The sequence below is a fragment of the Campylobacter sp. RM12647 genome (genome assembly GCF_020138135.1).
Lineage (GTDB): Bacteria > Campylobacterota > Campylobacteria > Campylobacterales > Campylobacteraceae > Campylobacter_E.
In genome coordinates, this window is the sequence record NZ_JACGAS010000014.1 from 15,733 (window position 1) to 31,250 (window position 15,518).

General features: G+C 29.5%; 11 protein-coding genes. 9 read left to right on the forward strand and 2 right to left on the reverse strand.

Annotated elements, in window-relative coordinates; all coding sequences use genetic code 11:
• Nucleotides 1-17: 17 nt before the first annotated feature.
• The 8 genes from AVBRAN12647_RS06230 (at nucleotide 18) to AVBRAN12647_RS06265 (ending at nucleotide 11,770) form a co-directional block, all read left to right on the forward strand.
• On the forward strand, nucleotides 18-800 hold the full coding sequence (locus AVBRAN12647_RS06230; protein WP_214119902.1) for a sulfite exporter TauE/SafE family protein: 783 nt from the start codon (nucleotides 18-20) through the stop codon (nucleotides 798-800).
• Complete coding sequence (gene uvrA / locus AVBRAN12647_RS06235; protein ID WP_336614858.1) at nucleotides 793-3,591, forward strand: excinuclease ABC subunit UvrA; 2,799 nt, start codon at nucleotides 793-795, stop codon at nucleotides 3,589-3,591. Before AVBRAN12647_RS06230 ends, uvrA begins: the two co-directional genes overlap by 8 nt.
• On the forward strand, nucleotides 3,588-4,739 hold the full coding sequence (locus AVBRAN12647_RS06240) for a M20 metallopeptidase family protein (protein WP_214150031.1): 1,152 nt from the start codon (nucleotides 3,588-3,590) through the stop codon (nucleotides 4,737-4,739). Before uvrA ends, AVBRAN12647_RS06240 begins: the two co-directional genes overlap by 4 nt.
• A 116-nt stretch (nucleotides 4,740-4,855) precedes the next feature.
• Nucleotides 4,856-6,616: a BspA family leucine-rich repeat surface protein gene (locus AVBRAN12647_RS06245; protein ID WP_336609622.1), complete on the forward strand. Its 1,761-nt coding sequence runs from the start codon at nucleotides 4,856-4,858 to the stop codon at nucleotides 6,614-6,616.
• A 49-nt stretch (nucleotides 6,617-6,665) separates the two neighbouring features.
• Nucleotides 6,666-7,070 (forward strand): hypothetical protein, encoded by a 405-nt coding sequence (locus AVBRAN12647_RS06250; protein WP_336609621.1) that lies wholly within the window; start codon nucleotides 6,666-6,668, stop codon nucleotides 7,068-7,070.
• Between the two features lie 2 nt (nucleotides 7,071-7,072).
• Nucleotides 7,073-8,392, forward strand: a complete 1,320-nt coding sequence (locus AVBRAN12647_RS06255; RefSeq protein ID WP_336609620.1) for a DUF262 domain-containing protein — start codon at nucleotides 7,073-7,075, stop codon at nucleotides 8,390-8,392.
• The gene (locus AVBRAN12647_RS06260) at nucleotides 8,379-10,409 is read left to right on the forward strand and encodes a DUF262 domain-containing protein (protein WP_336609619.1); all 2,031 of its coding nucleotides are present in this window, start codon (nucleotides 8,379-8,381) and stop codon (nucleotides 10,407-10,409) included. Before AVBRAN12647_RS06255 ends, AVBRAN12647_RS06260 begins: the two co-directional genes overlap by 14 nt.
• 206 nt (nucleotides 10,410-10,615) lie before the next feature.
• Nucleotides 10,616-11,770: a BspA family leucine-rich repeat surface protein gene (locus AVBRAN12647_RS06265; RefSeq protein WP_336614859.1), complete on the forward strand. Its 1,155-nt coding sequence runs from the start codon at nucleotides 10,616-10,618 to the stop codon at nucleotides 11,768-11,770.
• A 255-nt stretch (nucleotides 11,771-12,025) separates the two neighbouring features.
• On the opposite strand, the gene tilS is transcribed toward AVBRAN12647_RS06265, so the two are convergent.
• Nucleotides 12,026-13,024, reverse strand: coding sequence for a tRNA lysidine(34) synthetase TilS (gene tilS, locus AVBRAN12647_RS06270; protein WP_336614860.1), 999 nt, complete (start codon nucleotides 13,022-13,024; stop codon nucleotides 12,026-12,028).
• Nucleotides 13,014-14,327 (reverse strand): 30S ribosomal protein S12 methylthiotransferase RimO, encoded by a 1,314-nt coding sequence (rimO, locus tag AVBRAN12647_RS06275; protein ID WP_214118089.1) that lies wholly within the window; start codon nucleotides 14,325-14,327, stop codon nucleotides 13,014-13,016. The genes tilS and rimO overlap by 11 nt, the downstream gene beginning before the upstream one ends.
• 80 nt (nucleotides 14,328-14,407) lie before the next feature.
• Between rimO and prfB the strand changes: the two genes are divergently transcribed.
• Nucleotides 14,408-15,514: a peptide chain release factor 2 gene (gene prfB / locus AVBRAN12647_RS06280; RefSeq protein ID WP_239802950.1), complete on the forward strand. Its 1,107-nt coding sequence runs from the start codon at nucleotides 14,408-14,410 to the stop codon at nucleotides 15,512-15,514.
• Nucleotides 15,515-15,518 lie beyond the last annotated feature (4 nt).

Here is a 15,518-nt window from a genome sequence, read left to right on the forward strand (position 1 = left end):
CGCCTTAGGAGTTTTTTATGATAGAAGAATATACATTACTTACTTATATTATTTTTATTTTAGATGGGCTTTTAGTTGGTTTTACTGCAGGACTTTTTGCAATAGGTGGCGGAACTGCTGTTGTGCCTATTATGACAACTTTTGTTGGGTATTCGCCTAAGATTGCTGTTGGAATTAGCGTTATGCAAATGGTTTTTTCATCTTTTTATAATTCGTATTTAAATTATAAAAAAGGCACATTGCAAGTAAAAAATGCTTTATATCCTGCTTTAGGTGGTTTAGTTGGTGGTTTTAGCGTTGGTTTTATTATGAAATTTGCAAGCAATTTAATGATTGCTTATATTATTTGTTTTTTAATTATTTGGGCTATTGTTAAACTTTATTTTACTCCTGCAAATCCAGTTGAACCTGAAAAGAATTCAAAATTATTACAATTTTTCGTAGGTTTAATAATAGGTGCAATTGCTACAAGTGGTGGGATAGGTGGCGGAGCATTACTCACGCCTGCTTTAGTTGCAATTTGTAATTTTAATATCAAAAAAGCTGCTTCATTTAGTGGTCTTTTTGTAGCTTTTGCTGGAAGTGCTGCTTTTATTTCTATGGCAATTACAAATCATGTTGATTATACTGCTGGTGCAATAATTGCTATTTCAAGTTTGCCTGGAGTTTGGGTTGGTAATTGGCTGTTTCATAAAATTAGCAATAATACGCAAAAAAAACTTTTCATAGGATTTTTATTGTTTGTATTGACCTTATCAATAATAGAAGTTCTAAAACAACACGGAGTATTTAATGAATAATGAAATTCAAGTTATAAACGCAAGTGAAAATAACTTAAAAAATATAAGCCTAACACTACCTAAAAATAAATTAATAGTTTTTACAGGGCTTAGTGGTAGTGGAAAATCTACTTTAGCTTTTGATACGCTTTATGCAGAAGGACAACGCCGTTATATAGAAAGCCTTAGTGCTTATGCTAGGCAATTTTTAGATAAATTTAGAAAACCAAATGTAGAAAAAATAGAAGGCTTAACCCCTGCTATTGCAATTGATCAAAAATCAACTAGCAAAAACCCACGCTCAACCGTTGGAACAATTACTGAAATATATGATTATTTAAGACTTTTGTATTCAAAAATTGGAGTTCAGCATTGTCATAAATGTGGAGAAAAAATCAATAAAATGGATACAGAAGATATAATAAACGAAATGGCAAAATTTAGCGAAAAGGCAATGATTTTAGCTCCTTTAGTTAAAGAAAAAAAAGGCACATTCGCACCACTTCTTGAAAGCCTAAAAGCTCAAGGTTTTATAAATATTTTAATAAACGGCACACTAACACGACTAGATGAGCCAATAGAATTAGCTAAAACTAAAAAGCATACTATTAAATTAGTAGTTGATAGGCTAAGAATTAGTGATGATAATAAAAGTCGTTTAGCTCAAGCTGTTGAAAAAGCTTTAAGTTTAAGTTATGGTGAGTGTGAGTTAGAATTATTAGAAAGTAATAAAAATATTCATTATTCGCTTCATAATGCTTGTTTTAAATGTAAAATTTCATTTAATAAACTTGAGCCTTTAAGCTTTTCATTTAATAGTCCTAAAGGAGCTTGTTCTTTATGTGATGGTTTAGGCATTAGAATGAGTATTGACCAAGAAAAAATCATAAATTATGAAAGAAGCATAGAAGATGGTGCAGTTCGCACTATGATGGGCTTTAATAAAAGTTATTATTCAAAGTTACTTTTAGCATTTTGCGAAGCAGAAAAAATCCCTACAAATAAGCCTTATGAAGAATTAAGTGAATATCAAAAAAAGCTTATTTTATACGGAAGTGCTACGGAATTTAGCTTTTTATGGAATAAACATAATATCAAAAAAACTTTTGATGGAGCTATTAAAATAAGTTATGAAATCTTAAAAGATGATAAAGATTTTAACGAATACATAACAGAAAAAACCTGCCCATCTTGTAAAGGCTTTAGATTAAACGAGCAAAGCTTGGCTGTGTTGGTAAATGGCAAAAGCATAGCAGAAGTTATTAGCACACCTATTGAAGAGATTTGCGAATTTTTTAAAATAGAGAATTTTAATAATTTAAATAAGCAAGATTATGAAATATCTTATCCTATTATTAAAGAAATTAATGAGAGATTATTTTTCTTAAATGATGTTGGCTTGGGGTATTTAACACTAGGTAGAGATGCAAGGACAATTAGTGGTGGAGAAGCTCAAAGAATTAGGATTGCTTCTCAAATTGGAAGTGGATTAAGCGGGGTTTTATATGTATTAGATGAGCCTAGCATAGGTCTTCACGAAAGAGATACGCAAAAACTAATAAATACTCTAAAAAGCTTGCAGGCTAAAGGAAATACACTAATAGTAGTAGAACACGATAGAAAGACAATTGAGAGTGCTGATGTAATCGTTGAGATTGGACCTAGGGCTGGAACTAGTGGTGGGGAGATTATCTTTAATGGCACTTATAAAGAATTGCTTAAAAGCAAATGCGAAACTGCATTGTATATAAATCGCAAAAAAGACATAGACCTTTATAAGGCTAGAAAGAGTGATGAATATTTAGAATTAAGTGGAATTAATCAAAACAATATAAAGGATTTAAGTGTGAAATTCCCACTTAGGAATTTAGTTTGTGTAACAGGAGTAAGCGGTAGTGGTAAAAGCTCATTAATGCTGCATTCACTTCTACCAATTGCAAGAGCAAATCTAAATAGAGCAAAAGCAGTAATTAATGATATTACATACAAAGGTCTTGATAAATTAGACAAAGTAATTTTTCTAGATCAAAGTCCAATAGGAAAAACTCCAAGAAGCAATCCAGCAACATATACAGGGCTTATGGATGAGATTAGGAATTTATTTGCTAATGTTCCTGAAGCACAGATTAGAGGATATAAAATCGGTCGCTTTAGCTTCAATGTTGCAGGTGGAAGGTGTGAAAAATGTAGCGGAGAAGGTGAGCTTAAAATCTCTATGCACTTTTTACCTGATGTAAATATTACTTGTGATGCTTGTGGGGGTAAAAGATATAACCATCAAACACTAGAGATTAAATATAAAGACAAAAATATAGCTGATGTTTTAGAAATGAGTGTAGCAAAAGCTTATGAGTTTTTTGCAAAACACCCTAAGATTAAGCAAAAATTAAAGACCTTAATGGATGTAGGGCTTGATTATATAACCTTAGGTCAAAACGCTACAACCTTAAGTGGTGGGGAAGCTCAAAGGATAAAAATCTCTAAAGAATTAAGTAGAAGTGATACAGGAAATACACTTTATTTACTTGATGAACCAACTACTGGGCTTCATTTTGCAGATACGCAAAAATTAGTAAAAGTGTTGCAGCATTTAGTAGATGCTGGAAATAGTGTTTTTGTAATTGAGCATAATTTGGATTTAATCAAAAACGCTGATTATATTATAGATATGGGTCCTGAAGGTGGTTTTAGGGGTGGTAAGATAATTGCGACAGGTAATCCATTAGAACTTGCTAAAAAATACGCTGATAAAAGCTATACAGCAAAGTTTTTGGCACAAGAATTTAAAGAAATGAAAAAGGAGTTAAAATGATAGAAGAGATTAAAAAACTCTCAAGCGAGTTTATAGAGATTAGAAAATGTATTCACGAAAATCCTGAACTAGGATTAAAAGAATTTAAAACAGCAAAGTTAGTTGCTAACAAATTAAGAGAATTTGGCATAGAAGTTTATGAAAATATAGGCGTAACAGGAGTTGTTGGGGTTTTAAAGAAAGGTAATTCAAATAAAAGCATAGCTTTAAGAGCTGATATGGATGCACTTGTAATAAACGAAGCTAGTGGAGTAAGCTATGCTTCTAAGAACGAAGGTTTAATGCACGCTTGTGGGCATGATGGACATACGGCGAGTTTATTATTAGCGGCTAAATATTTAAGTAAGAGTGAATTTGATGGCACTATTAATTTTGTCTTTCAACCTGCTGAAGAAGGTAGAGGCGGTGCTAAAGCTATGATTGATGATAATTTATTTACTAGATTTAAAAGTGATTTTATATTTGGTTATCACAATATCCCAAGTAAAACTAATAAATTATTTTGTCTTAAGCGTGGAGCTATGATGGCAGGAGCTGACGCACTTAGGGTAAATATTAGTGGAGTTGGTGGGCATGGTAGTGCTCCTGAAAAAGCTAGTGATGTAATGGGTGCGATGGCTCATTTTATAACCCAAGCGGGATTTATAACTGCTAGAAATATAGCGGCTAAAAATCAAGCTGTTATAACATTTGGAGCAGCTCTAAGTGGAAATGAAACTAGCTTTAATATCTTACAAGATAAGGCATTATTACTTGCTAATATTAGAACTTTTAATAATGATGATAGAAATACGATAATAGAGCAATTAAACAATATTGCTAAATCTTGCGAGTTGCTTTTTAAGGTAAAAGTTGAGCTTGAATTTATTCAAATAGGAGCAGCTACAATTAATGATGATGAAGCGCAAAAATTAGCTTTTGGTGTAGCGTGTGAATTATTTGGAGAGCAAAATTGTGATGAATTTCACGAGCCATTAATGGGTAGTGAAGATTTTTCTTTTATGTTAGAGCATTGCAAAGGTGCTTATGCCTTTATTTTAAATAAGAATGATTATTATCTACACGACCCTAGATATATTTATGATGATGATACTTTAGTTAATGCCGCTGCATTTTATTCAGGAGTATGTTTAAAATATTTAAAATAATTTCATTTAGGAATTTTAATTTATAAAATTCCTAAATTTTTTTTAAAAAAATCACATATGGACATAATCAGGACTACTTTTATGGTATAACTTCATAAAATATTTAAGGAGTTTGTATGAAAAAGTATTTTCCTAAGGACAAAGCTGAATTATCAAGACTAGTTAAAAATCCAAAAATAGATTTAAAACTAATTGATACAAGTGCCATCACTGATATGAACTATCTTTTTAAGAATAGTTTAAGAGCTGATTTAGCTGATATAAATCACTGGGATTTTAGCAATGTTTTAAGTGTTAAAGGTATATTTGAAAACGCTACGCTAACAAACGAAATTTGCCTAAATACTAGCAAATGCAAGGATTTTTCTTATATTTTCAATCAAACAAATCTAGCTTTAGATGGCATGGGTAAAATCACTACTAAAATCAGCCTTGATATGAAAAGTTGTGAGGAGTTTAGGTTTTTTATGGTTGGGGTTGATATGGATTATGATAACTTAGAGCTTAAAAACCTAAATCTCAAAGAGCTTAGCGAAAGCCCATTTTTTGATATCTATCGCCATAGCCATAAATCATACAAAGATTTTTTACTTCGCCACGCAAACATTAGAAAAAACGGCGAAAAATATCAGCCTAAAAACAGATTTGAGTTAAAGCTTTTGGTGTTTTGCATAGATGATTTAAGCCTTATTGATACTTCTAGGATAATTAATTTGAGTTTTGTTTTTGATGGTAGCACTAGGAGTGATTTTAGTGGCTTAAAATCTTGGGAGCTTGGACAAGTTAGAGATACCTCATATATGTTTAATAACGCCATAAATCTAAAAAGCCTTCCTAAGCTAGTATTTAATAAACTTAAAAGTGCTGAAGGTATGTTTCACGGGTGCAAAAACCTTATAAGCCTTGATATGAATATCACAAAAAAGCCACATTGTTTTTCAAATTATCTAAGAAACACTAAAAGAATGTTTAAAAACTGCACTAATTTAAGGTATATAAATAAGCTTGATTTAAAAGGCGTTGAGAATGCTGATGAAATGTTTATGGGTTGTCTTAGTCTAAAACATCCTAGAGTTATATTTTCTAGCGATTTATATTCTTTAAGAGATATTCATACAAACTCAAGCGTGGTTTTTACTAAGCCTTTAATAAGGCTTAATGCAGAATGCAAGGTCACAAAAACTAGCTCTCGTAAGCTTATAGATGTGGTTTATGATAGGGGGATTTTTGATGTTTATGTGAAGTTATGCGATACAAAGGATAGGATTTATAGAGCTTGGGTAGTAAATAGGCGGTTTGCTAGAAGTTTTATAAGATTTGCTAAGGATTTGCTACCTAAAGATGAGCTTTATGACAAGGCAAAGAAGCTTTTACATAAAGGTGGCTTGATAGACGCAAGGTATCTAAGTCTTAAGCTTGACATTGACATGGCTAGAGCAAATACCATTCTTCATCATTTAGAGTATAAAAACTTTTTAGATATAAAGGCTAGAAAAATACTAAAAAAGGTAAAAAATCTTAGCCCAAGGGGTGATGGGATTTTGCATATCATAAGTGCTAATAAATATGATTTTGTTTGTAAGGGTGATAGTAGGGTGCTTGAAGAGATTTTTTATAATGATGAGTATTGCGATGAGTTTTATGAGCAAATTTGTAAATATAAGACTTTAAAGATTAGTGAGTATAAAAAGTTTTATAAGTTTGTCCCAAGAGATGTTAGGATAGTAAGGTTTTGTGGGAATTTTAGGGGTAGTGAATATAGGGAATTTTTGGGCTATTACGGGGGAGATAGCATCCCATCAAAATTAACTTTTGAGATTTATACAGATTCAAGAGCAAAAGGGTTTAAAATGATAGTTTTTAAGGAGATAAAATGATAGTTAATAAATTGTATTATAAAAACAAATTTAATAAAAAGGAGATAAGATGATAGATAAAGTAAAAGAACTTTATGCAAAAAACCCAAGCATAGCGTATGTGCAAAGAGAATTAGACATAGGTTATGAAACAGCACGAGAGCTAGTAGAAAGCATAAAAGATGAAATGGCTACTGAAGAAGAATGCCAACCAACAAACGAAATTATAAACCTTTTAGATGAGATTTGTATGGTATGTAAAGATGGTGGCAAGGTTAGGATATATAAGAGTTTTGATGAAATACAAGGCTTTTGCACCCCAACGATACTACATATCATACATAACGATGATTTAGGAATGTTTGAACTCTTAGAATTTCAAGAAAGATTGCAAGATGATAATAATGAAATATATGTTAATACTCATTGTGATCCTAAAAGTGATTTAAAGATAATAGCGATTAGCAAGGAGTAAAAATGAGTGAGATTAAAAGTGGGATTAAATTTAATCTAAGCGATGAAAATCCAGTAGGTTCTAATGTCTCAAGTTTTAGTGCTTTGGCAAGTGAATTAGAACTTAGCATACCTGATTATCAACGCCCTTATGTATGGGAGATAAAGCAAACAAGAATGCTTTTAAAAGATATTGAAAATACTAAAGATGGAGCTTTGCTAGGCTCTATTATTTTACATGAAATCAAACGAGATAATAAAACAATTTATGAAGTAATAGACGGACAGCAAAGGCTAACTACGATTAAGCTTATTTTGATGGCGTTGGGGAAATATGAAATTTTTAATGAAAATCAAAATAGATACAGTAACTACTTAAGTAATGTAAGTTTTTTTCATAAAATTTCTCAAGATAATATCAAGACTAATTACGAGTATATTAAAAACTATTTGAGTAACGAAGATAAGGCTAAAGATTTTTTAAAAAAGCTAGAAAAAACTCAATTTATAATAGTAGCTACAACAAATGCCGATGATGCTTTTATCTTTTTTGACAATACCAACTCAAAAGGCAAAAAGCTAGAAAGCTATGATTTAATAAAAGCCTTTCATTTACAGAGTTTAAGCCAAAAAAGCACATTTTTAGAAAAAAATGAAGCTAGGTATTTTGAAAAGCTAATAAAACAGCAAGATTATCCTAATTCTCTTGATATTTCTTATTTTATAAATAGTATTTTAACTCCGATTAGATTATGGACTAGAGGTAAAAAAATATATAAAGGCTTTAATAAACTAAGTTTTGCTGAGTTTTGTAAAGAAGATTTAGACAATATATCAAAATATGACAATGGCATTATGAGAGATTTTGCCATAGGTAGTGAGTTTTTTGAATATTTTAGAAAATACGCAAAAATACTTGAGTATGTAAAAAGCTTAGATTTTTTAAAAGATTTAAATAATCCAGATATTAAAAGTAAAGTAAATATTTTAACAGGCGTTAGAATGTGCTTGGTGGCTTATATAGATAAGTTTAATTGCGCTAATTTTGATTATGTAGCCTTGCTAATTACTAGAGCTGTTTATTCGCAAAGGATAGTTGAAGGTAGTATTAGTTGCTCAAAAAATGCTTTAGATGTTTTAAAAATCATTCATTTTAGCACCTATGAAAGTGATTTGGCTAATCAGTTAGAGCTTTTTATAGAAAAGTGCTATCAAGAAGAAAAAAATAAGCATGAAGGTGCAAAAAGAAAAGAAAGTAAAAAATATTTAAAAGAAATAAGAGAAAAATACGAAAAATATGGGATTTTAGGTCATTACTTAGGAGAGCAAAATGGAACAAAATAAAAAAGCAACATCAATAATTTGCACTATCAATAAACTAAATGAAAAAAATAATAACATAGAATTTAAGAAAAATTTTACAATCCCAACTTATCAAAGGCTTTATGCTTGGAAAGATGAGCAAATAAAAGCTCTTTTAGATGATTTTAGAAACTGTATTGAGCAACAAAAAACTCATTTTATAGGTAATATTGTAGTATCAAAAGATAATGGCAAATATATCCTTATAGATGGACAGCAAAGGCTAACTACTATTTGGCTAGTTTTAAGGTATTTGCTAAAAAAAGAATTTTCTATCAATAAAGTAGATTATTTTGATATAGAAATGCCTATTAGAAAAGAAGATATTCAGGCGATAGAAGATTATTGTGATAATGAAAAATCTTTAGATGAATGTTTTAACGAAAAAAACAATACTAATGTAGGTTTTAAGAATGCTTTTAAATGTTTTGAAGTGTATTTCGGTAAAGATGGTGAAGATTTTATTGATTTTATAAAAGAAAAAGTTAAGTTCAATCTAGTAATTTTAGGCGATCAAGTAGAGCTAAATAAATACTTCGTAAGGATGAATAATACAGGCGTTCAGCTTGACGGCACAGATATTTTAAAGGCAAGATTGTTAAAGCTGATAAGCGATAATGAAAAAGAACAAGAAAATCAAAAAGAAAAAAGCGAAGTTACAACATACGCTAGGATATTTGATGAATGTTCGCAGATGAATTATTTTTCAGATTTTGGTTTTGTAAATAATAGTAAAGACCCTAATACAACTCCGCCAACTATTGAAAATATAATTAATAATGAAAATAAGTTACAAAATTATTCAAATAACGATAAAGATAGAGCTGAGTTTGAGAGTATTATTGATTTTCCTACCTTTGTTTTGCATGTTTTTAAGATTTTATCAAGACAAGAATCAACTAGAAATTATTTTAAATCTGAAATATCAATAAAAAAAGATAAATTCCTTGAAAATACTTGGGAATGTATTGATTTTGATAGATTTACTTGTAAAGCTTGTAAATCTTTAATAGCAAAAACAATCATAGATGCTTTAAAAGATTACAGAACCATTTTTGATACCTTTGTGATAAAAAGAAAATCTGATGATGATGAAAATGTGTATAAGTTATGGAATAGATTTAAAAAGAATGATAATAAAAATGATGATTGGCATGAAGTTGATAATACTATTGATTTAAAACTAATCCAAAACTATCTAAGAGTAGCAAGGCGTGGAGATAATGCCAACTACCACCACTTTTTAACGCATTACTTAGAATTTTGTAAAAATAAAATCTTTGAAGAACAAAAAGTAATAGCTAATAAAAATTATTTGGAAATATTAAAAAGCAATGCTGGCAAGCTTAAAAACTACCTAAAGAATATTGATGACCTTTTGGCATTAAAGCAATTGGTAAAAGAAAACAACCCACAAGAAAATACTCAAAATTTAATTGATATTATTAGTGATATTTCTTTTAATGAAATTAGTAGTGAAGAACAAACAGATATTACAAGTTTAAATTTTAATTTTTTAAATAAAGGTACAAATACCCCGCATTATTGGTTTTATCGCTTGGAATATTACTTATTAACTGATGAAAATTTTAAGGAAAAACATAAAGATGATACTGAAAAATATCGTTTTAGGTATGTTAATTCAGTTGAACATGTTTTAGCACAAAATGATGTAAGTGGTTTGGCTAAGCAAGAAGAAAATCAAGAAGTGTTGGATAATTTTGGAAATCTAGCTTTGATAACTGATGGAGAAAATTCAGAATTTAGCAATAAGCCGTTTAATGAGAAACAATCACAATTTGATAGTTACTTAAAAAAAGGCTTAGTGATTAGCTTAAAACTTTTAGATATATATAAAAATGAAGAATATCAAAAAGATGAGAATGGTAATAAGTTGATTAGTCAGGTTTGGCAAAAAACCCAAATTAATGACCACCAAAAGGCAATGCTAAAAGTTTTACAAAATTCTTTTTTTAATTCAGAAGAGAAATTAAAATAGTAATTAGAAAATACACGAGATGAATTTATTTCGTGTATTTTTAATCTAAATTAAATAATTTTGCGAGAGTGAAGTTCTTAAACCAAATATAAAATTAAAATGAAATTCCTAATTCAAATTCTAAAAAAAATTTTTAAAAAATCACATATGGACATAATCAGGCACATGCTTATGATATAACTACAAAAAACTCACAAGGATAAAAGATGAAAAAATACAAACCAACCATAAAAGCCGAGCTAAAAGAGCTAGCAAATGATGAGAGCATTTATCTAGGTGATATTGATACAAGCCTTATCACTGATATGAGTGGGCTTTTTTATGAAAGTAGCAGAAAAGACTTTAGTGGGATAAACGAATGGGATACTAGCAATGTAGTGAATATGAGCGAAATGTTTGCAGGGTGTATGCATTTTAACGAAAAGCTTGAGTTTGATACCAAAAATGTAACAAATATGGAAGGAATGTTTTACGGATGTAAAAAACTAAATCAAGCGATTTGCCTTAATACTGGCAATGTAAAAGATATGCATGGAATGTTTGCTAATTGTGTTAGCTTTAATCAAGAGCTTAGTTTTGATACTTCTAGTGTAGAAGATATGAGAGCGATGTTTTTAGGATGTAAAAAACTAAATCAAGCGATTTATTTTAATACTAGCAATGTAAAAGATATGAGTGGGATGTTTTATGAGTGCAAAGAATTTAATCAAGAGCTTAGTTTTGATACAAGCAGTGTAAAAGATATGACAAGAATGTTTGCTAATTGCGTTAGCTTTAATCAAGGACTTAGTTTTGATACTTCTAATGTGGTTTATATGTGTGAAATGTTTGCATGGTGTAGTAATTTTAACCAAGAACTAGAGTTTGATACTAGTAAAGTAAAAAATATGAATGGTATGTTTTATAAATGTACAAATTTTAATCAACTGCTTAGTTTTGATACCAAAAATGTAGAAGATATGAATTGTATGTTTTATGATTGTAAAGTTTTTAATCAAAAGCTTGATTTTAATACAAGCAATGTAAAAGATATGAGTGCTATGTTTGCGGGTTGTTCTAAATTTAATCAAGAGCTTGATTTTGACACAAAAAATGTAGTAAATATGAATGCGATGTTTGCTAAATGTTCTAGTTTTAATCAATATGTAGATTTTGATACAAAAAATGTAGTGGATATGAGCGAGATGTTTAAAGATTGCACGAGTTTTGATAAATTTATTAATTTATACACAAATAGTGTTGAGAATATGTATGAGATGTTTGATGGGTGTGAAAGTTTAAAAACCTTGCCTGATTTTTATTTAGAATACTATAAAAACTACGATGAAGATACTGATATTATATATTTTGATGAATATTAAGGGAATTTAAAACAGGAATTTCAATTTATTAAAAAAGATTTTATGAAAAAATATAATTTAAAAATAAAGAAGAGTTACTATAAAACAACAAATTTGCTTGAAGTAAATTAAATATTTTTTATTTATATTTTAAAAATGATTAAAATTGTAGTTATTGGTTTTAGTAAAAATTACTATAAAATAAGCAAATTAAGTATTAAATCATTATCTTAAATATTTAATCTTTACATAAAAAGAAATTCCTAAAATCAAATATCAATAATTATTATGAGTTGATTTTAGGTTTTTTGTAAGATTTATTAATTCATTTAGTTTTATATTATTTAACGCTAGGAAAAATCTAAGATTTTTTGGCACTTTTGCTAGTCTATAAGCGTCTTTTTGCTCCTTACTAAGCTTTGTAGTAGCCTTTAAAAAAACCATAAAAAATCCTTTATAAAAGCAAACACAAACACAATCAGTCCTAAAATAAAGCTCGGCTTCGTTGTTTTTATTTAGCTGGTTTTTTAGCTCTAATTTTTGCTTTGATGAGCTTACAAAACCTAGTTTTTTAATAGCTTTATCTAAAGAATTTTCATCTTTACAAAAATAAATTCCTTTATAAACCAAGCTATCTTTACATATTTTACTCTTATCAAATTCTAAATATTTTAAAGTATTTCTTATGCCATTTGCGTAGTGTTTTACAAAATCATTTGCATAATTTAATCTAATTTCGTTTCTTTTATATTTGGTATTAAAATTACTTTCATCTTGAAAATATTCATAACTATTCTCATTTAAATACAGCATAATTTCATCTTTGCTAGTATTAATTAATGGGCGAATTATTTTATAATTTTTCCTTGTATCAATCCCGTTAAAACCCAATAGATTGCATAATCCTGCACCTTTTGTAATTTGCATTAAAAACCACTCAAACCTGTCATTTAAATTATGAGCTACTATCAAATTATCATAATCTTGCATTAATTCATCAAAAAAGTCATATCTATATTTTCTAGCATTGCTTTCAAAATTATTATTATCAAGATTTACTTTTTTAGTAAAGATTTTTTTATTATGAGCTTTTGCTAATTTTATAGCGCTTTGCTCTTCGTTATTTGAATTAATTCTAGTCTGATAATTCACAAGGCATAAATCAAACTCACAAAGTTCTAAAAGTGCATAAAAAAGTGCCGTGCTATCAGTCCCGTGTGAAAATGCTAAAAGGTTTTTTTTACCTTTTAGCTCTTCTAAATATTCAATTCTCATAGCGTCTAATTGCAGTTGCTATTAGTGTTTTTTCATGCACTTGAGTGATTTTACAAACTATTAAATCACCCACTTTTAGCTCTCCTATCTCACTTTCATTTATTAAGATTTCTCCATCTATATCTCTATCAAATAAAAGTGGTTTAGCACCTATAAAAAACTCGCCTTCGCTAGATTCTCCTAAACAACTTGCTATTATTTCTTGATTTAGCATTTTTTCAAAACTTGCATTGATTTTAGCATCTACGATTTTTTCAATCTTTTTTAGCCTACTTTTAATAGTATTTGCATTGATTTGTTGCATTGAGTAAGCGGCGGTATCTTCTTCTTTTGAATAAGCAAATACGCTAATTCTATCAAAATCAAATTCTTTAATAAACTCGCATAAATCTTCAAAATCTTCTTCACTTTCTCCTGGGTGTCCTACGATAAAACCAGTTCTTAAAAAGCTATTAGGAGCTGCTCTCATTTGCTCTAAAAAGCTAATAGCCTTAGCCTTATCATAGCCACGCTTCATAATTTTTAATAATTTATCGCTTGAGTGTTGAAGTGGCATATCAAAATAATTCACAAATACTTTTGAATTAATTATTTTAGTAATTAAACTAGGCTTAATTGAGCTTGGATATAGGTATAAAATTCTAGCAGCCTTTATGCCTTCAATTTTTTCAATTTCTGAAATTAAATTCTCTAAGCCATCGCTAATTTTTAAGTCTTTTAAATAAGAGCTTGTATCTTGAGCAATGAATGAAAAATCATAAAATCCCCTAGCAACTAAGCCTTTAACTTCAGCTACTACATCATCTATTGGGCGAGATTTTAACTTGCCTTTAAATGTAGGAATAGCACAAAAGCTACAGGTTTGATTGCAGCCTTCAGCGATTTTTATATAAGCGTGAGTATTTGAGCCTGTTATTACTCTTTGAGTATTTGCGTCTTGTAAATATACAAAATCTCTAAATCTACTTTCACGACTTGCTATTAATTCATCAATTTTTGCATATTCGCTAACTCCTGCAAATAAATCAACTTCGGGTAATTCTTTAACCAATTCATCTTTGTATCTTTGCATTAAGCAGCCAGTTACTACTAAAATTGAGCCTTTTTTTCTAATTTCGTGTAGTTCTAAAATAGCATTAATACTTTCAATTTTTGCACTTTTTATAAAGCCACAAGTATTTACTATCAATACATCAGCTTCACTTGCTTCATTAGTAATTTCATATTCTTTTAAGCGACCTAGCATAATTTCACTATCAACTAAGTTTTTATTACAGCCTAAACTTTGTAAAAATAATTTCATTTAAATTCCTTTTAAAAAAGCTATTATCTTAATAAATTTTAGCTAAGATTTGCCTTTAAAATACAACTACGGAGCAAAATTTGGATAATTATGAATTTAGTGAATTATTAAAAGAATTACAAATAAAACTTGACAATATAGAAAAAATAATCAAACCAAACGAGGCAAAAGAAAGAATAAAAGAAATAGAAAAAGAGCAAGAAGACCCAGCATTATGGGCTGATGCAAAAAGAGCGGCCGAGCTTGGTAAAGAAAAAACTAAATTAAATCAATTAGTATCAAAATATGAAATTGCAAATAGTGAATTAGTAGGCACTAGTGAGTTGTTTGAACTTGCGGTAAAAGAAAATGATTATGAGACTTTAGAAGCTTTATTTATAGATAGTCCTAATTTAGAAGAAACTATTAAAAGTCTTGAAATATCAATGCTTTTAAGTGGGGAAAATGATACTAAAAACGCAATTATTAATATTCACCCAGGAGCAGGTGGAACGGAGAGTAATGATTGGGCGAGTATTGTTTATAGAATGTATTTGAGATTTTGTGAAAGAGAAGGCTTTAAAGTTGAAACACTAGATTATCAAGAAGGCGATGAAGCAGGGATAAAAGATGTTAGCTTTGTTGCTCGTGGGCTTAATGCTTATGGGTATTTTAAGGCTGAACACGGGGTTCATAGACTTGTAAGAATTAGCCCATTTGATAGCAATGCAAGACGCCATACGAGTTTTTGTAGCGTAATCGTTGCACCTGAAATTGATGATGATATAGAAATTGAAATTGAAGAAAAAGATATAAGAATTGATTATTATAGAGCAAGTGGTGCAGGTGGTCAGCATGTAAATAAGACAGAAAGTGCGGTAAGAATTACTCATATTCCAACAGGAATTGTAGTGCAATGCCAAAACGATAGAAGTCAGCATAAAAACAAAGCCACAGCTTATAAAATGCTTCGTTCAAGATTATATGAACTTGAAATGGAGAAATTAAACGATGGAAAAGATACGGGAGGAGTTGGCGAAAATAGTTTCGGGCATCAAATTCGCTCATATGTTTTAGCTCCTTATCAGCAAGTAAAAGACGCTAGAAGCAATGAGGCATTTAGCCAAGTTGATGCGATACTTGATGGCGATATTAAAAAAATGATAGAAGGTGTATTAATTGCTCAAAAGGATAGTAGCGAAGATTGATTAT